We start from the raw sequence: 20081 nt of genomic DNA, 5'->3' as shown, positions 1-20081 counted from the left end.
CGGCATGCCGTACCGACGCTATCCCGACCCAGGAGAAAATCCCGTGCCAATGCTCAAATTCGACCTCATCGAGGGCCGCACCGACGAACAGGTACGCACCCTGCTGGACGCTGCCCATCAGGCGATGGTGCAGGCGTTCGATGTTCCCGCGACCGATCGCTATCAGTCCGTCACGCAACATCGCCCCGGCGAACTCGTGGTGGAAGACACCGGCCTTGGCTATCCGCGATCGCGGGACGTGGTGCTGTTGACGGCCGTGAGCCGCCATCGCACTGAGCCGCAGAAGCTCGCGTTCTATCGTTTGCTGGTCGAGAACCTGCAAACGCAATGCGGCATCTCGCCGGACGACGTCATCGTGTCCATCGTCGAAAACGGTGACGCGGACTGGTCGTTCGGTCGAGGGCGCGCGCAGTTCATCACCGGCGAGCTCACCTGATCGCCGGCTGCGCAACGCTGATTTCGATCGCCAACCGCTCCGCCCCGGGTCGAATGTCGCCGGGGCGGGACGAAGGTTGATACGGGCGGCGCACGCACATCGCAGGCCGCAGCCCGGTCGTCACGACACGACTTGCCACGACGAGGCGGCCACGATCAACCGCCGGACGATCCACGCACGACGTGCGCCGATCTCCCGTCCCCCGCATCAAGCGACCGCGCAACGCGAAACCCGAGATCGTCGATCGCAAAAGTCGGATGACTGCGACGGCGATTCGTCGCAAGGCAACTGCGCTCGACGTCGGCCCAGCCCCCGCCGCGAAACACGCGATACGAACCGTAGACTTCCGGGTCGTATTGATCCGCGCACCACTCCCACACATTGCCCAGCATGTCGTGCAGCCCCCAGCCGTTGGGCTGCTTCTGACCGACCTCGTGCGTGCGGCCGCCGGAATTTTCCCGGTACCACGCGATGGCGTCGAGCTCGCCATATCTCGGGCCCTGCGTTCCCGCACGGCATGCGTACTCCCACTCCGCTTCGGTGGGCAGCCGATAGCCGTTGCTGCCCGGAACCGGCGAGGCATTCGTTCCGTCCTCGTGGATGTCGTAACCGCAACGCAGACCGTCGGCCGTCGACAGCCGGTTGCAGAACCGGACGGCGTCGAGCCACGAGACGTTCTCCACCGGGCGTTGCGTGCCGGCATGTGACGATGGCGCCAGCCCCGTGATTGCCGCGTATTGCGCCTGGGTCACCGGGTAGCAGCCGATCGCAAAGCGTTGCAGATCGACGCACCAGGTGCGGCCGATCCGGTCGTCCCTCAAGGCAATCGTGCCGGCGGGAACCTGCACCATTGGCAGCTCGAGCGTTTCAGACGGATATTCGATGTTCACCACGCTGGCGCACCTCTTTTACGAAGACAGCCGGACGAAACCGGCCTCGTCATAAGCGACGACGCTCAACCCTTCCGCCGCGGTCGGCGCAACGAAGTACCGCGTAATCCGTTCGAACTCGGCGTCCGACGCCTGGAACGGATGGTCGCCTCGCGCATTGCGCGCGTGCAGTCGCGCCTTGCAAACGGCATCGCTGACGTCGAGGTAGTGCAATCGATGGTCGCAGCCGGCTGCCTGAGAAATGGCGAGGCCCCATGCGCGCGCGGCGACGGTATTGAACGGGACATCGAGCACCACCGACACGCCGGCCTGCAGCACCGCGCGGGCGTGATCGGCAATCACGTGGCCGACGCGCTTCGCGCACCGGACATAGTCGTCGATCGACAGGATCTCGCCCGGATAGAGTTGCGCGAGCCACGCATCTTCGCTGATCGAAACGACCGGCCCGGCGCTCACGAGCCGCGCGACGAGCGTCGATTTTCCGGATGCGATCTTGCCGCATATCATGTGGAGCAACACGGCATCGTCCGATGCCGTCGTGTGAAGTGACTTCCCGGTCTGCATTTCCAGGCTCTCCATCGAATGCCCAGAAAGCAAAAACCCGCCTTCCGGGCGGGTTGTGACGATATCCATTCAGTCGATCGCTATCCCGCCGGCAACATTGCGGCGCAAATAATCGAGGGGGTTTGCGAATGGGTCATGGGCGTCAGAATAGCTAACATCCTGATCGTGAGCAAGCGGATTGGACGCGACGCAGGTCAGTTGGTGTGCTTGCAACGGATACGCTTGCTGGACACCCAATTTCGATTCCCTGCCCCTCTTGCCGCTCCAATTCAGATAAATGTTTTTTCAGATTCATGACCCTACGCTAAAAAGAATAATTTATTAAAAGAATGCAAACCTGAAAGAATCCGAAAGATTGATTCTCGACTCGCCAGAATTCATCAATGTTCAGTCACTCAGTTATATCTGACAGGTGCCGCATGAGAGTCCGTGGCACGGATTGCCTTTCAATCTCCAACTCCGAAGCACGTGGAAAGAAGGCCAGGTATTGGCGTTTGACGACAGCTTTGAGCACGAAGTGTGGAACAAAAGCTCGTCGTCGCGCGCCATTCTCCTGGTGGACGTTTGGCATCCGGAATTGTCGTTGGCAGAGCGAACGCTTCTCGAGCCTGCACTAAAACTTTTGGACGACGACTACAATGCGTCATTCACTGTCGAGAATGCAGTTCAGGATGTTGAGCGGTCCTTCGCCCAGATCTGCCATAGCGGCAACGGCCATGATCTGGTGATCGGGGAGAGGCAGATATAGGAGAGCCCATGAGCGGATACAGGAACGAAGTCGGCGAAAACCAAAAAAATGTTCGTGCGCGTGACTTTCTTCGAAGCGTGCGCGCCGATTTCGTTTCTCTTCCGCGCGACGTGCGAACGCTTTTATTCGCGCAGTTCTTCCTCAACGTATCGACATTCATGGCATTTCCGCTCATGGCCGTCTATATGGCGAGAGGACTGCATTTCTCGGCAACCGAGATTGGCACGGTCCTGACAATCCATCTGATCGGGGCCCGTGCCCTACCGATCGTCACCGGCCCGCTTTCCGACCGCTTTGGTTTCTGTGTCTTGATGGTGTCAGGACTCGCGTTAAGGGCCGCAGGCTTCATCGGATTCGGGGCGGTCAGCAGTTTCTCCCTGATTACCGTAGCGACGCTCGCAATAGGGCTGGGCACGTCTCTTTACGAATCCGCTGTCTATGGCATTTTCGGGCGGCAGGTGACCGATCTCGTCCCACGGGTATTCGTGCTCAACAATCTGCTGCTGAATCTTGGAGTCGTCGCTGGTCCGATGCTCGGTGCGTTGCTCGTCAGCTTCAACCCCGTGGCTCCGTTCTTCGTGAGTGGGGCACTCTTCGCCGCCATGGCGATCTGGTGCATCAGATTTGGTCACCTCGATAGCCTGTACCCCAGCAGGTCGTCGTTCCTATCGGGCTGGCAGGCAGTGACGCGTGACCGTGTTTTTCTCCTGTTCTTGCTTGCGACGTCAGCATGGTGGTTCTTGTTCTCGCAGCTGTTCGTCTTGTTCCCGATCATCGCCGCCAGGCTAACCGGCTCCGAAGCCGGAGCAAGCGCCGTTTTCACAGCCAACGGCATAGCCGGCCTGGTGTTCGTCGGTGCGTCGCTGCTGGTCTTCAAAATTGTTTCACGGCATCAGGTTTTGCTGTGGTCGTATGCCTTTCTCGCGGTTCTTTATCCGCTGGCCGGACTAGGCGACGGGTTTGGATGGTTACTGGCCGTCGTTGTGGCCTACACGTTCGCGGAAACGATGATTCTTCCCGCCATCGAGTCACTCACGGCTGAACTCGCACATGAGGGGAAACAAGCAACGTTTTTTGGTGCCGTAGGACTCTCATGGGGAATCAGTGGCGGCATTGGCAACTACGTTGGCAGCTGGCTCGCAATCAGCCAACGTAGCCCGATGGTCATATGGGGCACGCTAACAATCGTTGCCTTGGTGGGCGTAGCATTGGCGGCATGCTTCAATGCAGCCTCGAAATACGGCAGGACGCTGGAAGCGAAAGAATCCTCGCACGCTAGCTGAGGTCAATCTTGCAGCATCATGCGTGTGGCGACCGCGGACGCTCGACATTGGGTTCCACCTGGACCAACCGCGTATTCGCGTCGGTCACCCAAAATACCTCGGGGTCGAACCGTTCACCGAGCCAGTCAAGCAGTTCACGTCTGGCATTCGCCATCGGGCCGGCGAGTGTGCGTCCTGATATGGATACCTCGATTTACCAAGCTGTCTCGAGCGCGTGGATGCTGCGACGGCTGCGATGTTCGCCAGCGCCTCTGATGCCGTCTTCCGTGATCTGGCGAACGTCAATTTGACGCCGCTCACCACGATTTTCGGTACTGTTCGAAGCGTATTCGAACGCGATCTGCCGGAAGACGGAGGCCGTGCCGTGCGTAGGCAACTGATCTTGATGTATATCTCTTATCTGAAGCTTGTCGGATAAGCGATTCGGCAAAGCATGAAATCGAACCGAGTTCGTGTTCGCACCGGGCTCTGCTGACGATCCGAGAACGCTTCGACGCCACGCATGTGGATGATCGTTGTCCGGCAAGGTTTGGGTGAACATGGCAGTTCAATGAACCTCGGCAACGGGTCATTCAGAATCTCTCACGTCACCCAAGACCCGCCATCAGATCTCACACGCGAACACCGATGTCGGGAATGAACGCACGAGCAAGATAACAACACATAAGAGGGCAACCGAGAATGAAACGTAGTTTTGTCTATGCCGCCCTGCTGGCGATGTCGTCATTGGCCGCACAACCGGCACTGGCGCAAGAAAAAGCCGTGCCGCCTGTCTATGCGGGGCTCTCCGAGCGCTTCCAGGGAAACACGCGTTACGATTCCCCCGTATTGACCGTCAGCGATTCGGGATTATCGGCGGATCAAGGCATTGTCAATGCGCAATTGACGCTGGTCCAGACGCCGCGCGGTGCCGATTCCGTGCTGGGGCTGGCGGTCGGCTTCCATACGACGGAGAAGTTGAATTTCAGTACCGTGCGCGACTACGGGAAATTCAGCACCCGCTACAAGGAGGCCAACGTCCCGGTCGCGATCCCGACGCTGAACGGCGGCGGCTACAACGACACCGAAAACTGGAACACGGTGGCCGACGGCGGCAAGACCTGGCCCGTCAACGGCGGCCTCTTCATCAAGCTGGACCGCTTCGACCTGAAGGCCTACGAGATCAGCGGGACCGACCTCGTGCTCACCCTCTCGAACTACGACGCGGTCGACAAGGTCTTCCGGATCCGGATTCCGGCCGCGTATCTGGCGCGCTTTCTCGACAGCATTCCGAACGACCGCAGCCTGATACCGGCGGCGATGTTGAACCGTCCGTCGGTCTTCGGCGTGCACTTTGTCGACCTGGACGAAAAAGCGCAGGCCTCAATGAAACTCCCCGGCAGCGCGATGCAAATCCTCGCCGTGCTGCCCGGCACGGTCGCCGATCGCGCCGGCCTGAAGAATTACGACGTGCTGCTGCGGTTCGGCGATCGCCCGCTGAAGCAGATGGACGACCTGAGAGACGCGGTGCTTTCGACACCCAAGGGCACGGTGGTGCCGCTGACGGTCTGGCGCGATGCCAGGGAGGTCAAGCTGCCGGCGCAATTCTGAGATCGCCGTCGAACCGGGACGCGAACGCGGCCACGCACCACGCCGCAGGCGTCACGCCGCCCCGTCGCGCCCCTTCGGAAACACGCCGCGGCTCATCGCATCGAGCTGCCGGCCGATCTCCGCGTGCAATTCGGCGGATATCTCGAGGCTGTCGAGCAGCTTCGAAATCCACAGCCCGTCGGCGGCGAGCCGGCAGATCATCAGCGTCGCGGCCTGCTCGAGCGGCACGGGGTCGGGCCGTGTCCATTCCCGCATCGGCACCGACCAGCGCTCGCGCGTGTCCTGGTCGGTAATCATCGACGCGACCAGCACGCGCAGCACGTCGGTACTCGCAACCGGATGCGACTCGTCGAGCACCGCATGCATGTACGCCCGTGCCACCGCGCCGGCGCCATCGGCATCCGCCGCCACCCGCGCAGCCATCTGCTCGGCGAACCGCTCGGTCGCCTGACCGAACAGCGCATCCAGCAGCCCCTGCTTGTTCGCGAAGTGATACTGCAGCGCGCCTTTCGTCACGCCGGCCCGCTCGGCCACCGCATCGAGCGTCAGCGCGGCCACGCCGTGATGTGTCGCGATTTCCGATGCGGCCGCCAGCAACTGCGCTCGCACCTGATCCGGCGCTTTTTTTCGACGCACGCCGGCGGTGGGGACGGCCGGCGCCAATGATGCTTCAGGCGCCTGTGTGCCGGCCGCTCCAGCCGGTTCGACGGGCGCGGGCACGTCGTGCGGCGCGGGTTCGAGGTGTTTTTTCATGGTGCGGATGTTAGCACCCGGGCGTCTCAATATAAACATTCCGGCCGGATGGTATGATCCGCCGCATGACTACACCCACCCCCTCCCCCTGGTCCGCGCTCGACACCGCCATCGCCCGTGGACGCGACGCCCTCGTGCGTCTCCAGCAGCCCGACGGCAGCTGGTGTTTCGAACTCGAATCCGACGCGACGATCACCGCGGAATACATCCTGATGATGCATTTCATGGACAAGATCGACGACCTTCGCCAGGAGAAGATGGCGCGCTACCTGCGCGCGAACCAGCGGCTCGACACGCATGGCGGGTGGGCGCTGTACGTCGACGGCGATCCGGACGTGTCGTGCAGCGTGAAGGCGTACTTCGCGCTGAAGGCGGCCGGTGACAGCGAACACGCGCCGCACATGGTCCGCGCGCGCGACGCGATCCTGAAGCTCGGCGGCGCGGCCCGCGCGAACGTATTCACGCGTATCCTGCTCGCGACGTTCGGCCAGGTGCCGTGGCGCGCGGCGCCGTTCATGCCGATCGAATTCGTGCTGTTCCCGAAGTGGGTGCCGATCTCGATGTACAAGGTCGCGTACTGGGCGCGCACGACGATGGTGCCGCTGCTCGTGCTGTGCTCGCTGAAAGCGCGCGCCCGCAATCCGCGCAAGATCTCGATCCGCGAGCTGTTCGTCACGCCGCCGGACGAGGAACGCCAGTACTTCCCGCCCGCCCGCGGCATGCGCAAGCTGTTCCTCGCGCTCGACCGCACGGTGCGCCACGTCGAGCCGCTGATGCCGAAGGGCCTGCGGCAGCGCGCGATCCGCCATGCCGAGGCGTGGTGCGCGGAGCGCATGAACGGCGAGGACGGGCTCGGCGGCATCTTCCCGCCGATCGTGTACTGCTATCAGATGATGGAAGTGCTCGGCTACCCGGACGACCATCCGCTGCGGCGCGATTGCGAGAACGCGCTGGAGAAGCTGCTGATCACGCGGCCGGACGGCAGCATGTATTGCCAGCCGTGCCTGTCGCCGGTGTGGGATACCGCGTGGAGCACGATGGCGCTCGAGCAGGCGCGCGGCGTGGCAGTGGCGGAAGACGGCGAGCCGGGCGAAGCACGACGCGCACTCGACGAACGCATCGCACGCGCATACGACTGGCTGGCCGAACGCCAGGTGAACGACCTGCGCGGCGACTGGATCGAGAACGCGCCGGCCGACGTCCAGCCGGGTGGATGGGCGTTCCAGTACGCGAACCCGTACTACCCCGACATCGACGACACGGCGGTCGTCACCGCGATGCTCGATCGCCGCGGCCGCACGCATGCCAACGCGGGCGGCACGAACCCGTATGCGACGCGTGTCGCGCGCGCGCTCGACTGGATGCGCGGGCTGCAATCGCGCAACGGCGGTTTCGGCGCATTCGACGCCGACTGCGACCGCCTGTACCTGAACGCGATCCCGTTCGCCGATCACGGCGCACTGCTCGATCCGCCGACCGAGGACGTGTCGGGCCGCGTGCTGCTGTGCTTCGGCGTGACGAAACGCGCGGACGAACACGCGTCGCTCGCGCGCTGCATCGACTACGTGAAGCGCACGCAGCAGCCCGACGGCAGCTGGTGGGGCCGCTGGGGCACGAACTACATCTACGGTACGTGGAGCGTGCTGGCCGGCCTCGCGCTCGCCGGCGAGGACAAGTCGCAGCCGTATATCGCCCGCGCGATCGAATGGCTGCGCGCACGGCAGCATGCGGACGGCGGCTGGGGCGAGACGAACGACAGCTACATCGACCCGAAGCTGGGCGGCACCAACGGCGGCGAGAGCACGTCGAACTTCACTGCGTGGGCGCTGCTTGCGCAGATGGCGTTCGGCGACTGCGAATCCGATTCGGTGAAGCGCGGCATCGCCTATCTGCAGTCGGTGCAGCAGGACGACGGCTTCTGGTGGCACCGCTCGCACAATGCGCCGGGCTTTCCGCGCATCTTCTACCTGAAGTATCACGGCTATACCGCGTACTTCCCGCTGTGGGCGCTCGCGCGTTATCGGCGGCTGGCGGGAGCGGCAAACAAGCGCGTATCGACTGCGGACAAGACAGCGGACGCAATGGCGTAAGGGTCCGTTTCATCAAGGCAGTTCAGCGCGCCGGACGGTCATCCGGCAGACCGGACGGCAACCGAGTCCGGGGAACGCGCCGTGAATGCCGGCATGGCGCGCGAACCCGATTCGGGTGCGACGGAAGTCCCTCAGCAACGCATGAATGCGGTCAACGACCCGGCGGTATGTGCCCGGGTCGCCACCGTGTTCGGTACGGCGCGCAGCCATGCAACGCGCTCGATGTCGCTCAACGTCGCAATTACGATCGACATGGACCACTCGTGGTCTGCGCAGCGGGTGGCCACGCAATCCGCGAATCGATGAAATCGCGGCGATCAGCGGTAGTCATTGCGTAACGTCGTGGAAGTTTTCGACAGCCGGGATCGCAATGAGCGGCGTACCGCTGGCATCGGTGGAGATGGGGTACCTGGGGCCGCGCGCAATCGGCAGGGCTGGGTCCAGCTTCAGGCCCGCCCCGACAGCACGAATTGATGTGAATCGACGAAGGCACGCGAGAAGCCGATCAGGTCTGCCTGCCGCGCGCAGTTTCGCGAGCGGCAACTCGCGTAGACAGTCCCACACGCCGGCTTCCCGGCAATCGCCTAGCCGTCGCCAACATGCCAAGTCCAGGCAATCCCCTCTCGGCGCGCAGGTCGTGCCTACACAGCCCGGTGTCTTGAGCACGAACAAGATGCCTGTCAACTGCGTGCGATGAAAGCGGGCAGGCGGCCTGGATCCTTCTTGCACCGTGGATTGAATAGTGGAAGCAACGACTCGATTCGTGTCGTCAGATTGTCGTCGATGACAGGTTTGCCCACCTTCTCGGTTTCAGTTGTTCCGATACCCACGGTTAGCCACTTGCAGGCAAGGTGACTCGCCCGAGAAACCTGTCCGAAACCCTCTCTTACTCTCGGATTACATGCTACGCGGGTCCTCAATGCATGCAGTTCCAAGCGATTGACTCGATCACCATGCTGCATGGGAGGAAGCATCGCTGCATACATCACGCACCGGCTCCCGCGATGCCCATTTGGTCAAGCCTTCAATTCGGATTGATTGGCGCAGCAAGACTGATTTTTCTTCAGCGCCCAGGCACGGATCGTTGTGAAAAAATCTCACAACCATATCCTCATCGAATCAATCAGGAATCACTTCGTCGGCCCTCTCCTGCCATCCAATTCACAAAAATAACTCCACAAGCAATGAATTGCGAATCAATGGCCCTCGACTTAATCCAAAATTGACTTTTGTTATTTACCGCACCGTTCTCAAAAAATATTCCCGAACCTCAAAATCAACACGTACGATTGATCGTGCTCGCGCCCCTTTACACAACCTGAAGAACAGTGCGCCGAGCGCGTAATTTCCATTAATACCTCCAGCACCGCCCAAGAAAAAGCCAAGGGATTTGAATTACCCATCGTTCGATGGATTAATTTCCATTTGCCAAAATTACCATCAATTTTCGATATACGAGGCGCTCAATGACTACCGAATTTCCGGCCACATTCATCGTTGGCACTGCAACGGGTCTGACCGCTCGTACGCTCCTGCAGGAACTGGTCGATCTGCCGATGAGCGTGAGACGGTTTGGCGTAATGGGTGACGGCGTGACTGATGATACGGCGGCGCTCCAGGTGGCCTTGAATGCAGGGATTCCCCTTTACTTCCCGCCTGGGACCTATCTGTATAGCAATACATTGACCGCAACCGCGTCAATAATAGGGGCCGGGTGGAATTCGATTCTTCAGTGCACGACCTCACAAGGTCAAAACGCATCCATTTACTGGAACAACGCAAGCAATTTCAAAATCCAGAATTTGCAGTTTTATTCAAAGAATGCAGCAGGGTACTACAGCAGCGAGAGCGCCGGCCCGGTCAATCTGGAATCCTGCAGCCTGTTCGAGATATCCGGATGTCAAGTCAACAATGCCGCGAGTCAAGCCGTCATGATGCGTGCATGCGTCAACGGGAAGGTGTTTGGAAATACGCTACGCAATCTCTGGCATGATGGCTTTCACGTCACCGGAGCAAGCTCCGACATTACCATCACGAACAACGAAGTAATAAACGGCGGCGATGACGCATTTGCCGTCGTCGGATATCAACAAGACGGTATTCGCCCGCGACGCATCATCATTTCCAACAATCGCGTCGACCAGACAAAATACGCCCGAGGAATCGCCATCGTCGGCGCCCAGGAGATAACGGTCACGGGGAACCAGATTTATAACTCCCAGTGTGCGGGCATTTATATTGCGTCGGAAGCGAGCTACGCGACGTACGGCAATGCCAATATAAAGGTTGCCGACAACATCCTGGATACATGCGGCATTTCCTCCAATATCAGTGCGTTTCCTGATTTTACGAACGGCACAGACGGTTATGGCGCGCTGCAAATCAGCGCAACAACCGGGTTCAACAACTCCCACATCGACATCACCAACAATACAATCAAGAATTCGGCGGGAGGGCCAATAGCCGTCATCAGCAACGGAGGCACTCATACCCAGATCAGCATTTCGCAAAACAAGTTGATAAACGGATGGGATCCAAAGAATAAAAACGGATTCCCGTTGACGACAATCAGTGCAGCTTCGGCCACCCGCACGCTGAACTTCGCCAATAATCCGGGCGTGGTCGTCGGCATGACGGCGTGGTATTTCAATGGCTCGACGAGCGTGCAAATCGGTACGGTTGTTTCCGCCACTGCATCGACGGTCACGCTGAACCAGAACGCGACCGTCCCTAGCGGCGGGACCGTGATCTTTTCCGGTGTGGGCTTGTTCGGGGCAACGATCGCGACAACGGCTTCGGCCTCGGGCGGCGCCAACTCGCTCACCTTCGCGACGACAACCGGGGTTGCCTACAACGACAATTACGGCTTTGGCTCGCCGGGCGATGAAACGACCGGTGTGTCAATCGGACAGGGCGTCAGCGGTACCAACATCGCGGCCGGAACCTTCGTGATCGGTGTGACCGCGAATTCGGTGACGCTGAGCCAAGGTACGACGGGCGCCATCGCAAGTGGTGCGTCTATCGTTTTCACGCCGATGGTCTGCATGGCATCGCAGACGCTCGCGACCTCGATCGCTGCAGCATCGGGAACCAACACCTTGACGTTCACGCCGTATCCGTCGGCGCGCGGGTGTGCGGTGGGACAAGGGGTATCCGGAACGAATATCCCGGTCGGCACTTACGTGACCTCCGTGGCCGGCAATGGAAATGGCCCGACCGTCACCCTGTCCAATAACTTTACCGGTAGCGGAATTGCCAGTGGCGCCGCCATTACCTTCACCGGGACGGGCTCATTGAACAACACCAATGGAATCGAACTGTTCAATACCAGGGAATGCCTTGTTTCGAAAAATCACCTGTCCGGCATCGCCAAAGCCGGAATTTACCTGGACCCTTCCTGCACGTATTTGACGGAGATCAGCGGTACTATCGGGGAAAATATCGGTTGCTGCAACGCAGACGCCTATCTGATTGCGGCGGGCGCACTCGTGACGGGCGCATCTCTTAAATTACGAGGAAATTATATGGCCCAGCCGGTCAATTATCCTCGGGCGGTTTCCGGTCTGATTTTTTCGAGTTCGTGGAATTACACGTCGTGGAGTGAAGACAATTTCGCCCAAAACGGATTCGTTGGTCCAGTTGTCCCGCTAACGCCCGTCGTGGAGACGGTCGGTGCTTCGCCGTGGACGTTTGCCAACAGCAACCTGAGCGCAGTCAGCATGTCGGTCGCCGGTGGCACCGTGACGTCAATCAGTGTCTCGCGGAACGGACAAACGGCTTTTGCAACCGGATTGACGAACGGCATGATCGATCTCAAGCCGGGAGACGCCATGACGATCACCTATAGCGCCGCCCCCACCGTCACGATGATTCCGAGACTGGGGCAATGACACGGACGTGACGGCGACACGCACGCGGGGAGATCGACGATGATGATTGCGTCACTCGGCACCCCGCGCTCCGTCCGACATCGATGCGGGACGCCGTAGAGGGTAGCGGCCGTGGCAAATATCGCGAGAGCGTCGAACGGACACATGCGTGGTCGCCCCCTTCCGTCGGCATCCTGTTCGTTCCAAGCGTCGTGCCGATATGCACGGTGCGCGCCTCGAATCCAGTCCTGCCTGGTCGGTCGGCATACCCTTCGGCCTGCCCGGCAGCCTTGATGAAGCCAACGCCAGGCTTGCCTCGCGCGGCGACATCCGTTGCCGCGCCTACACGAACCCCTCCTCCACCAGCGTGCTCCCGTCCGCCGTGATCTCGTGCCGCTGGCCGGAGCCGCCGACCACGCGGCTCCAACTCTTCGACACGAGCACGGCCGCAGCGCCGTCGGCGTGCAGCGCATAGCCGAACCCGCCATACATGCCCGGCACCCCGAACCACATGCTGTCGGCCTTTGCGTCGAGCTCAAGCAGCGGCTCGAGTTCGGGCAGGCGCAGCGCGTCGACGCGCAGGTGCGCGATGCGGCCGCGAATCATGTCGTGGAAGTGGTGCTGGATGTCACGCAGCGTCCCGTCGGGCACGAAACGCCGCGGCTGCGGCGTCAGCAGGTCGACGAGATGTCGATGCCCGCGCTGCTCGGCCAGATCGACCGGGCGCGCACCCTGTGCATCGCGCAACATGCGCCATGCACCGAGCTGCAACAGCTCGACGACAACCTCTTCCGGTGCGCCGCCATATGCAGCCTGATGCAGCGGCGTATAGCGCGACGTGCCGCCCAGCCGGGTCGCATTGACGAGACTCGACTGTTTCGCAACGAGACCCAGCATCGTCGCCCAGTCGCCATCGCGCGCCGCATCGGCCAACGCGTGCCGGCTCGCGACCTGTGCGTCGTCGAGCACGTCGGCGCCCGTGATTCCATCCCATGTAATGCTCAATCGGCTCTCCTGGTGTATCGGCCAGCGCTATCGTAGCGCGCGATCACGCAATGCCTCTCCGCGTCGACGACGCATCGAGCACGTCATGATCCAGCAGCAGGTTCAGCAACTGGCGGCGTGATTCGATGCCGAGCTTCGCAAACGCGCGCCGCGCGTAGGTATCGATCGACGACGGCCGGATGCCGAGTTCGTGCGCGATGTCCTGCGTCTTCCTGCCCCGAATGAGCCGCGCGCACACCTCCGATTCACGAGACGTCAGCTTCCCGAACACGTCGTTCAGGCGCTGCGCGGCACCGCTTTCCTGCGCGCGTGGCGCATCCGCGTCCGCATCGGCCGGGCGATCGCCGACGATGCGCCGATGCGCGACCGCCAGCGGCAACACGATCAGCGCGACATGCCGGACGATGCTCAGCTCCTTCAGCGAAAACGCCGGCAGCCGTCGCGCGCGGCACACCGACAGCGCATAGGTCAGCTCGTCCACGCGATACGTGACCACGCACTCGTCGTGGATGTCCTCGGTGTCGTAAAACGCGCGGCGGATCTCGGGGTTCAGCCGCAGCGTCGAGAGCTGCAGCAGCTGCGTGTCGCGTTCGCCGCGGATGCAGTCGAATGTCGTGTCGATCCGCGCGAAATCGCGGTAGTAGCGCGTCATCGTGCGCTCGATCTGGTCCGGATAGGTGCCGTAGCTGCCGATCCAGCCGACCCGGCGATCGTGCAGCGATTCGTCCTCGTAATCGAGATGAATGGAATCGCAATCGACGATGCGCGTCAGGCTCTCGAACACGACCGCGACGAAATCCGGCGAGCCGATCGCGGCGGCCACGGCCGACAGCGCGTCGGACATGAAGACGAGCTGGCCCAGCTGGATATCGATCGTCGTATCGGCGTCATGGTCGGTCATACGATGCACGGGAGAACGGGACGCTTACCGTTACCACGCCAAAAGTGCGCTGCCAATTCCCGCGCGCGGGTTTCCGGTGCGTGGCGCGGGTCCGCTGTACGGATTTCATGGACAGACACGCCAACAGCTGCCGCATACAGTCATCCCCGAGATTCGGCGAGGCCCGCCGGTGCGCACACGCAGCACAGCGAACCACCGCGAGCCTCATCGACCGACCCGCGGCGCGCGTGCGCGATGCCACGCGCCGCCCTCGTTTCGAAAGGGAGTGACCATGACCGTCCGCGCTTTCCGTCTCGCCTTCCCGGTTGCGATCGCAGCCGCCGCCTGTTTCGCGCCGTTGTCGGCGATACCCGCCCATGCTGCGGATGCCGAACTGAACGTCTACAACTGGTCCGAGTACATCGCGAAAACCACGATTCCCGACTTCCAGAAGCAAACGGGCGTACACGTCCGCTACGACGTCTACGACAGCGACGACACGCTGCAGTCGAAGCTGCTGGCCGGCAGTTCCGGCTACGACATCGTCGTGCCGACCTCGAACTACATGGCAAAGCAGATCCAGGCCGGCGTCTACCAGAAACTCGACAAGTCGAAGCTGCCGAATCTCGCGAACCTCGATCCCGCGCTGATGAAGAAGATCGCGGAATCCGATCCGGGCAACCAGTACGGCGTGCCGTGGGCCTACGGCACCGACGGGGTCGGCTACAACGTGCAGGCAGTCAGGAAGGCACTCGGCGATGGCGCGCCGCTCGACAGCTGGGCGCTGGTATTCGATCCGGCCAACGTGGCGAAGCTGAAAGGCTGCGGCGTGTCGTTCCTCGATGCGCCGGACGACGTGTTCGCCGCCGCGCTCCAGTACATCGGCAAGGATCCGAACAGCAAGAACCCGGCCGACTACCACGCGGCGTTCGACATGCTGAAGAAGGTGCGCCCGTACATCACGCAGTTCAATTCGTCGGGTTACAACAACGATCTCGCGAACAACGACGTATGCGTCGTGCTGGGCTGGTCGGGCGACGTCAGCGTCGCGCGCCGCGAAGCGATCGCGGCGAAACGCGGCTACGAGATTCGTTATGCGAACCCGAAGGAAGGCGGCATCCTGTGGTTCGACGTGATGGCGATTCCGAAGGATGCGCCGCATCCGGAGGCTGCATTGCAATGGATCAACTACATCCAGGACCCGAAGGTCAACGCGGACATCACCAACGAGATCTACTATCCGAGCGCGAACAAGGCGGCCCATCAATACGTGACGCCGGCCGTCGCGCACGATCCGAACGTGTACCTGCCCGCCGACGTGCTCGACAGGATGACGCTCTCGAAGCCGCGTTCCGCGGACATCGCGCGGCTCGAGAACCGCCTGTGGCAACAACTGAAAACCGGCAATTGACCGGGCCCGCCGCCGGCATACAATCCTGCGGACGCGCCGGCGGCGCGCTCCGCTCAACCCGAAGAAGGATGTTGTCCATGATCGACGTTTCATCCATTACCGACGCACTCGCTCCGCAAGGCGAGCCGACCACGTATCGCGTCGCGCCCGAGAAGCTGATTGCCGGCGACCCGCTGCAGACGCTCACCCCCGGCTTCACGAGCCCGTGTGGCCGCTTCTCGACCGGCATCTGGGAAAGCACGCCCGGCCACTGGCACGTCGCGTATACCGAAGCCGAATACTGCGAGATCCTGGAAGGCACGTCGGTGATCACCGACGAGGAAGGCAACGCGAAAACCCTTCGCGCCGGCCATCGCTTCGTGATTCCGCCGGGCTTTCGCGGCACCTGGGAAGTCGTCGAACGCACGCGGAAGATCTTCGTCGCCTACGACGAGCAGCCGCCCGAATAAGCGACGGCCGCGTGTCAAGTACGCCACATCGCGCCCCAATTTGCCACGCACATCCACGCCAATGACATGGAATTGACACACGCGGTCGGTAATTTCCGCACGTCTCGTCCCGTGTGTCGCCATGCTTGCCCTGCTTCTCGCCGCCTTCTACGAAACCGCCCGCCAGGGAAGCGTGACCGCCGCCGCGAAGCGCCTCGACGTGAGTCAGCCGACGATCACGACGCGCATCCAGCAGCTCGAGCGCCATTACGGCGTCGAGCTGTTCCATCGCCGCGGCAACCGTCTCGATCTCAGTGACGCGGGCGCGTCGCTGATGCCGATGATCGGCCAGATGCTGCAGATGGAGAACGATATCGATTTCGCGCTGCGCAATGAGCGCGAACTGCATACCGGCAACCTGCGCATCGGCACCACCGGCCCGTTCTACATCCTGCCCGCGATCGCCGCGTTCCGGCGCCAGTATCCGGCCGTGAAGATCAGCATCGAGATCGGCAACTCGCAGCAGGTGCTCGACGCGCTCGTCGATTTTCGCTGCGATGTCGCCGTGTCGTCGCAGCGTGACGACGATCCGCGTTTCGTGCGGCATACGATCGCGAACGATCCGCTCGTGCTGGTCGTGCACCGTTCGCATCGGCTCGCCGCGCGCGAGTCGGTTGCGCTCACCGCGCTGGCCGGCGAGACGCTGCTGCTGCGCGAGGCCGGCTCGCGTACGCGCGCGCTGATGGAGCACGTGCTGAAGCACGCGGGCATCGGGCTGCCCGCGAACGCGATCGAGCTCGGCAGTCGCGAAGCGATCCGCGAAGCCGTGCGGCACGACATGGGTTGCACGCTGATGCCGCGCGGCGAGGTCGGCGCGCATCCGGAACTGCGCGCGGTCGCGTTCGCCGACGATCTGCCGCCGATGCACGAATACCTGTACTACCTCGACGCGCGCGCCGGCACGCGGCTGATTACCGCATTCATGGCCAACGTCGAACGCCACGACGAAAGCGCGCGAGCCTGCGCGTGACGGCGCGCAGGCTCACACCGTTTCGAACAGCTCCACGATCCGCCAGCCGCGTGCCGTCGCCAGCGCACGCAGCCGCTCGTCCGGATTGGTTGCGACCGCATCGGTGACACGCTCGAGCAACGGTATGTCGTTGTGCGAATCGCTGTAGAACCAGCTGCGTTCGAAATCGGACCACGCGAGCCCGCGCGACGCGAGCCACGCGTCGGTGCGCACGATCTTTCCTTCCCGATAGCTCGGCACGCCGGACGGACGCCCCGTATAGCGCGAATCGGGCCGCCCGTCGACGGTTTCGAGCTCGCACGCGATCAGCGCATCGATGCCGAACGCACGCGCGATCGGGCGCGTGATGAACGCATTCGTCGCGGTGACGACGCAGCACAGGTCGCCGCGCGCACGATGATGACGCACGAGATCGAGCGCGGCCGGCGAGATCGCCGGGCGCACGACATCGGCCATGAAGCACGCGTGCCAGTGCGCGAGCCGTTCCCGCGAATAGCGGGCGAGCGGCGCGAGCATGTTGCACAGGTGCGCATGGATGTCGAGCGTGCCGGCCGCGTAGCCGGCCGCGAACGCGGCGTCGATGCGGGCGAATTCGGCCGCGTCGATCAGGCCATGCTCGACCATGAAATGGCCCCAGGCCTGGTCGCTGTCGAACGGAATGAGGGTGAAGTCGAGATCGAAAAGCGCGAGTTGCGTCATCGAATGAAGCGTCGTGTGAACAGGAATGAATGAAAAACGCGCGGCCCCGTCGAATCGAGGCCGCGCACAAAACGCCGCCGGCGCGGGTCGGCGCGCCGGCGGCAACCGGTGATGCGACGCCGGCCGCGCGGCCGGCGCCGGTCAGCTGGACACGCCCATCGCCGGATCGCTGATGCTGTCCTTGCCGGTCTCGACACGGCCCGCGAAGCGGCGCATGAGACCGTTCTCGGCCGTCAGCGTGAAGTCGTACCAGCCGCTCGACGCGGCGAGCGTCCAGTACGGCTCGACCTGCATCCCGGCCGGCACCGAGTAACTCCACGGGCCGTCGGTGCGATACGCGTTCGACGTGACCGTGACCTGGCTCGCCGCGTTGCCGACGTTCATGATCGTCAGGTACACGGCGTCGTTCGCCGGGTCGTAGCACACGCGGATCTCCGGCACGGGCCCGCTCGCGGCCTTCGCGACGTTGCCCTGGAATTCGCGCAGGAAGCCGTTCGGCCCGAGCACCCACAGGTCGTAGTTGCCCGCATCGTCGGCCACCGCGCGCCACGAATCCGACAGCTGCTTGCCCGCTTCGACCGTATAGCGGCGCGGCGCGCGATCGAGATGCAGCTTGTCGTACACATGGAACACCGCACCGGCCGTGCCGGTATTGCTGAACGTGAGCCACACCAGCCCGCCCGACACATCGGCGCTCGCGCTCGTGTGCAGCTCGTACGGCAGCGCGCGCGACGGGCGCGTCCCGGCCGGCTGCGCCGGCATCTGCTGCGTGCTGACCGACGGCACCGGCACCGCGCCCTGCAGGCTTTGCTGCACGTGCTGCGCATCGGCCGCGGCCTTGGTCGGCGCCGGGAACGACGTCGTCGGGTTGCCGTTCGGGTTCTTGAAGTTGAACGCCGACGTCAGGTCGCCGCACACCGTGCGGCGCCACGGGCTGATGTTCGGCTCCTGCACGCCGAAGCGCTGCTCGATGAAGCGCAGCACCGACGTATGGTCGAACACCTCGGAGTTGACCCACCCGCCCGTGCTCCACGGCGACACGACGAACATCGGCACGCGCGGGCCCGGCCCGTACGGGCGGCCGTCCGGCGCGAGCGGCGACGAATCGCCGGACGGGTTCGGCACGGTGAAGTACTCGTACTGCGTGGTCACTGTCGACTTGCCCGCATACGTGCCGTCCGCGTTGCACGACGGCGCGTTCGGCGGCGGCATGTGATCGAAGAAGCAGTCGTTCTCGTCGTAGTTCACGATGAGCACGGTCTTGCTCCACACGTCCGGGTTCGCGGTCAGCGTGTCGAGCAGGCGCTGCAGGTAGTACGCGCCCTGCCCCGGCGTCGATGCGCCCGGGTGCTCGCAGTACGCGGTGGGCGACACGATCCAGCTCACCTGCGGCATCCGGTTCGCCGCGATGTCGTCGGCGAGCGACTGCAGGAAGCCGCCGTCGGGCATCGTGTTGCCGATCCCCTTGTACAGCGGCGACAGCGCTTCCATCGCCGGCGTATAGGGCGCATTCGGCGAACCCGGCACGGTCTCGTTGACCTTGCGGAACGCGGCGAAGCCCGCGAGCGGGTTGTCGGTGTAGTTGTCCGGCATGTTCTGGTAGACCTTCCAGCTCACGCCGGCCGCCTGCAGGCGCTCCGGGTAGGTCGACCACGTCAGGCCCGTCTTCGACGAACCGAGGCCGTCCCAGCCGTCGTTGTTCACGACGGCCACGTTCGACGATGCCGTCGGGCCGTTCGTGCCGGTCCACAGGAAGATCCGGTTCGAGTTGGTGCCGCCGTGCAGCGAGCAGTGATACGCATCGCACAGCGTGAACGCGTTCGCCAGCGCGAAGTGGAACGGCAGGTCGGACTGCCGCAGGTAGCCCATCGATGCATCGCCTTTCGACGCGGGCCACGCGGTCATCCGGCCGTTGTCCCACGCCGAGTGCGAATCGGTCCACGAGTGCGCGCCGCCGACGAGCAGCGCATTGCCCTTCGTGCTGTCGAGGTAGAACGGCAGCACCGGTCGCTTGCCGTCGCTTTGCTGCCACACGGGCGTGCCGCCCGGCTGCGGGATCGTCAGGCGGTCGCCGAAGCCGCGCACGCCGGGCATCGTGCCGAAGTAATGGTCGAACGAGCGGTTTTCCTGCATGAAGATCACGACGTGCTGCACGTCGTTGATCGTGCCGGTCTGGTTGTTGGCCGGAATCGCGAGTGCGCGCCGGATCGCCGGCGGGAACATCGAGAAGGCCGTGCCGGCGGCGGCGGCACGAAGAAACGAACGGCGGTCGATGGAAGTCATGGTCGAGAAGGTAGGTCGTCCCGGAAAGGCGCGCGCGTTACGGCGCGCAGCGCAGCTGCGAGTTCAGCGACGGCGACGGCAGCGCGGCCGTGCCCGAGGCGGGGCACGGGCCGGCGCCCGGC

General features: G+C 62.9%; 17 protein-coding genes and 1 pseudogene. 9 read left to right on the top strand and 9 right to left on the bottom strand.

Going from position 1 to position 20081, the window contains the following annotated elements; all coding sequences use genetic code 11:
* The first annotated feature begins 49 nt into the window (after nt 1-49).
* Nucleotides 50-436: a tautomerase family protein gene (locus tag G3O00_RS14320; protein ID WP_241025136.1), complete on the top strand. Its 387-nt coding sequence runs from the start codon at nt 50-52 to the stop codon at nt 434-436.
* A gap of 155 nt (nt 437-591) precedes the next feature.
* On the opposite strand, the gene G3O00_RS14315 is transcribed toward G3O00_RS14320, so the two are convergent.
* A complete protein-coding gene (locus G3O00_RS14315) occupies nt 592-1329 on the bottom strand; it encodes a formylglycine-generating enzyme family protein (protein ID WP_206143353.1) in 738 nt (245 codons plus the stop codon).
* 15 nt (nt 1330-1344) lie between these two features.
* Entirely contained in the window at nt 1345-1833 is a 489-nt protein-coding gene (locus tag G3O00_RS14310; protein ID WP_346778977.1) for an ATP-binding protein, read from the bottom strand.
* Nucleotides 1834-2302: 469 nt separating this feature from the next.
* Between G3O00_RS14310 and G3O00_RS14305 the strand changes: the two genes are divergently transcribed.
* Nucleotides 2303-2638 (top strand): aspartyl/asparaginyl beta-hydroxylase domain-containing protein, encoded by a 336-nt coding sequence (locus G3O00_RS14305; RefSeq protein WP_174929075.1) that lies wholly within the window; start codon nt 2303-2305, stop codon nt 2636-2638.
* Nucleotides 2639-2646: 8 nt separating this feature from the next.
* Nucleotides 2647-3921 (top strand): MFS transporter, encoded by a 1275-nt coding sequence (locus G3O00_RS14300; RefSeq protein WP_206143350.1) that lies wholly within the window; start codon nt 2647-2649, stop codon nt 3919-3921.
* Between the two features lie 193 nt (nt 3922-4114).
* On the opposite strand, the gene G3O00_RS14295 is transcribed toward G3O00_RS14300, so the two are convergent.
* Nucleotides 4115-4462, bottom strand: coding sequence for a hypothetical protein (locus G3O00_RS14295; RefSeq protein WP_206143349.1), 348 nt, complete (start codon nt 4460-4462; stop codon nt 4115-4117).
* Between the two features lie 140 nt (nt 4463-4602).
* On the opposite strand from G3O00_RS14295, the gene G3O00_RS14290 reads away from it, so the two are divergent.
* Nucleotides 4603-5511 (top strand): PDZ domain-containing protein, encoded by a 909-nt coding sequence (locus G3O00_RS14290; RefSeq protein ID WP_206143348.1) that lies wholly within the window; start codon nt 4603-4605, stop codon nt 5509-5511.
* Nucleotides 5512-5562: 51 nt separating this feature from the next.
* On the opposite strand, the gene G3O00_RS14285 is transcribed toward G3O00_RS14290, so the two are convergent.
* Nucleotides 5563-6264 (bottom strand): TetR/AcrR family transcriptional regulator, encoded by a 702-nt coding sequence (locus G3O00_RS14285; RefSeq protein ID WP_206143347.1) that lies wholly within the window; start codon nt 6262-6264, stop codon nt 5563-5565.
* A gap of 53 nt (nt 6265-6317) precedes the next feature.
* Here G3O00_RS14285 and shc point away from each other — a divergent pair, with 53 nt between their 5' ends.
* Nucleotides 6318-8354: a squalene--hopene cyclase gene (shc, locus tag G3O00_RS14280; protein WP_206143346.1), complete on the top strand. Its 2037-nt coding sequence runs from the start codon at nt 6318-6320 to the stop codon at nt 8352-8354.
* Between the two features lie 12 nt (nt 8355-8366).
* Here the strand turns inward: shc and G3O00_RS14275 are convergent.
* Nucleotides 8367-9154, bottom strand: a pseudogene (locus G3O00_RS14275) (IS5/IS1182 family transposase).
* A 666-nt stretch (nt 9155-9820) separates the two neighbouring features.
* Here G3O00_RS14275 and G3O00_RS14270 point away from each other — a divergent pair.
* Nucleotides 9821-12244, top strand: a complete 2424-nt coding sequence (locus tag G3O00_RS14270; protein WP_206143345.1) for a right-handed parallel beta-helix repeat-containing protein — start codon at nt 9821-9823, stop codon at nt 12242-12244.
* A gap of 321 nt (nt 12245-12565) precedes the next feature.
* Here G3O00_RS14270 and G3O00_RS14265 read toward each other — a convergent pair whose 3' ends face one another.
* Complete coding sequence (locus G3O00_RS14265; RefSeq protein WP_206143344.1) at nt 12566-13228, bottom strand: ankyrin repeat domain-containing protein; 663 nt, start codon at nt 13226-13228, stop codon at nt 12566-12568.
* 43 nt (nt 13229-13271) lie between these two features.
* The gene (locus G3O00_RS14260; protein ID WP_206143343.1) at nt 13272-14129 is read right to left on the bottom strand and encodes a helix-turn-helix transcriptional regulator; all 858 of its coding nucleotides are present in this window, start codon (nt 14127-14129) and stop codon (nt 13272-13274) included.
* A gap of 271 nt (nt 14130-14400) precedes the next feature.
* On the opposite strand from G3O00_RS14260, the gene G3O00_RS14255 reads away from it, so the two are divergent.
* The 3 genes from G3O00_RS14255 to G3O00_RS14245 all read left to right on the top strand — a co-directional run bounded on the left by G3O00_RS14255 (nt 14401) and on the right by G3O00_RS14245 (nt 16977).
* Nucleotides 14401-15519 (top strand): polyamine ABC transporter substrate-binding protein, encoded by a 1119-nt coding sequence (locus G3O00_RS14255; RefSeq protein ID WP_206143342.1) that lies wholly within the window; start codon nt 14401-14403, stop codon nt 15517-15519.
* Nucleotides 15520-15596: 77 nt separating this feature from the next.
* On the top strand, nt 15597-15968 hold the full coding sequence (locus G3O00_RS14250) for a cupin domain-containing protein (RefSeq protein WP_050781553.1): 372 nt from the start codon (nt 15597-15599) through the stop codon (nt 15966-15968).
* 121 nt (nt 15969-16089) lie between these two features.
* On the top strand, nt 16090-16977 hold the full coding sequence (locus G3O00_RS14245) for a LysR substrate-binding domain-containing protein (RefSeq protein WP_206143341.1): 888 nt from the start codon (nt 16090-16092) through the stop codon (nt 16975-16977).
* A gap of 12 nt (nt 16978-16989) precedes the next feature.
* Here the strand turns inward: G3O00_RS14245 and G3O00_RS14240 are convergent, their stop codons facing one another.
* Nucleotides 16990-17676: an HAD family hydrolase gene (locus G3O00_RS14240; RefSeq protein WP_174929064.1), complete on the bottom strand. Its 687-nt coding sequence runs from the start codon at nt 17674-17676 to the stop codon at nt 16990-16992.
* A 141-nt stretch (nt 17677-17817) separates the two neighbouring features.
* Nucleotides 17818-19959 carry a phospholipase C, phosphocholine-specific gene (locus G3O00_RS14235; protein ID WP_206143340.1) on the bottom strand — a complete coding sequence of 714 codons (2142 nt, stop codon included), beginning with the start codon at nt 19957-19959 and terminating at the stop codon, nt 17818-17820.
* Nucleotides 19960-20081: the final 122 nt, after the last annotated feature.

It is taken from the genome of Burkholderia sp. Ac-20384, assembly GCF_017104605.1.
In the GTDB taxonomy this organism is placed as follows: domain Bacteria; phylum Pseudomonadota; class Gammaproteobacteria; order Burkholderiales; family Burkholderiaceae; genus Burkholderia; species Burkholderia lata.
This window is presented reverse-complemented; position numbering and strand designations above follow the sequence as displayed.

Bases quoted from the DNA above. Each gene is read 5' to 3' on its own strand.
- G3O00_RS14320 (WP_241025136.1), top strand. From the start codon at position 50: ATGCTCAAATTCGACCTCATCGAGGGCCGCACCGACGAACAGGTACGC.
- G3O00_RS14240 (WP_174929064.1), bottom strand. From the start codon at position 17,676: ATGACGCAACTCGCGCTTTTCGATCTCGACTTCACCCTCATTCCGTTC.
- G3O00_RS14295 (WP_206143349.1), bottom strand. From the start codon at position 4,462: ATGTTCACCCAAACCTTGCCGGACAACGATCATCCACATGCGTGGCGT.
- G3O00_RS14245 (WP_206143341.1), top strand. From the start codon at position 16,090: ATGCTTGCCCTGCTTCTCGCCGCCTTCTACGAAACCGCCCGCCAGGGA.
- G3O00_RS14255 (WP_206143342.1), top strand. From the start codon at position 14,401: ATGACCGTCCGCGCTTTCCGTCTCGCCTTCCCGGTTGCGATCGCAGCC.
- shc (WP_206143346.1), top strand. From the start codon at position 6,318: ATGATCCGCCGCATGACTACACCCACCCCCTCCCCCTGGTCCGCGCTC.
- G3O00_RS14270 (WP_206143345.1), top strand. From the start codon at position 9,821: ATGACTACCGAATTTCCGGCCACATTCATCGTTGGCACTGCAACGGGT.
- G3O00_RS14235 (WP_206143340.1), bottom strand. From the start codon at position 19,959: ATGACTTCCATCGACCGCCGTTCGTTTCTTCGTGCCGCCGCCGCCGGC.
- G3O00_RS14285 (WP_206143347.1), bottom strand. From the start codon at position 6,264: ATGAAAAAACACCTCGAACCCGCGCCGCACGACGTGCCCGCGCCCGTC.
- G3O00_RS14260 (WP_206143343.1), bottom strand. From the start codon at position 14,129: ATGACCGACCATGACGCCGATACGACGATCGATATCCAGCTGGGCCAG.
- G3O00_RS14290 (WP_206143348.1), top strand. From the start codon at position 4,603: ATGAAACGTAGTTTTGTCTATGCCGCCCTGCTGGCGATGTCGTCATTG.
- G3O00_RS14300 (WP_206143350.1), top strand. From the start codon at position 2,647: ATGAGCGGATACAGGAACGAAGTCGGCGAAAACCAAAAAAATGTTCGT.
- G3O00_RS14310 (WP_346778977.1), bottom strand. From the start codon at position 1,833: ATGATATGCGGCAAGATCGCATCCGGAAAATCGACGCTCGTCGCGCGG.
- G3O00_RS14250 (WP_050781553.1), top strand. From the start codon at position 15,597: ATGATCGACGTTTCATCCATTACCGACGCACTCGCTCCGCAAGGCGAG.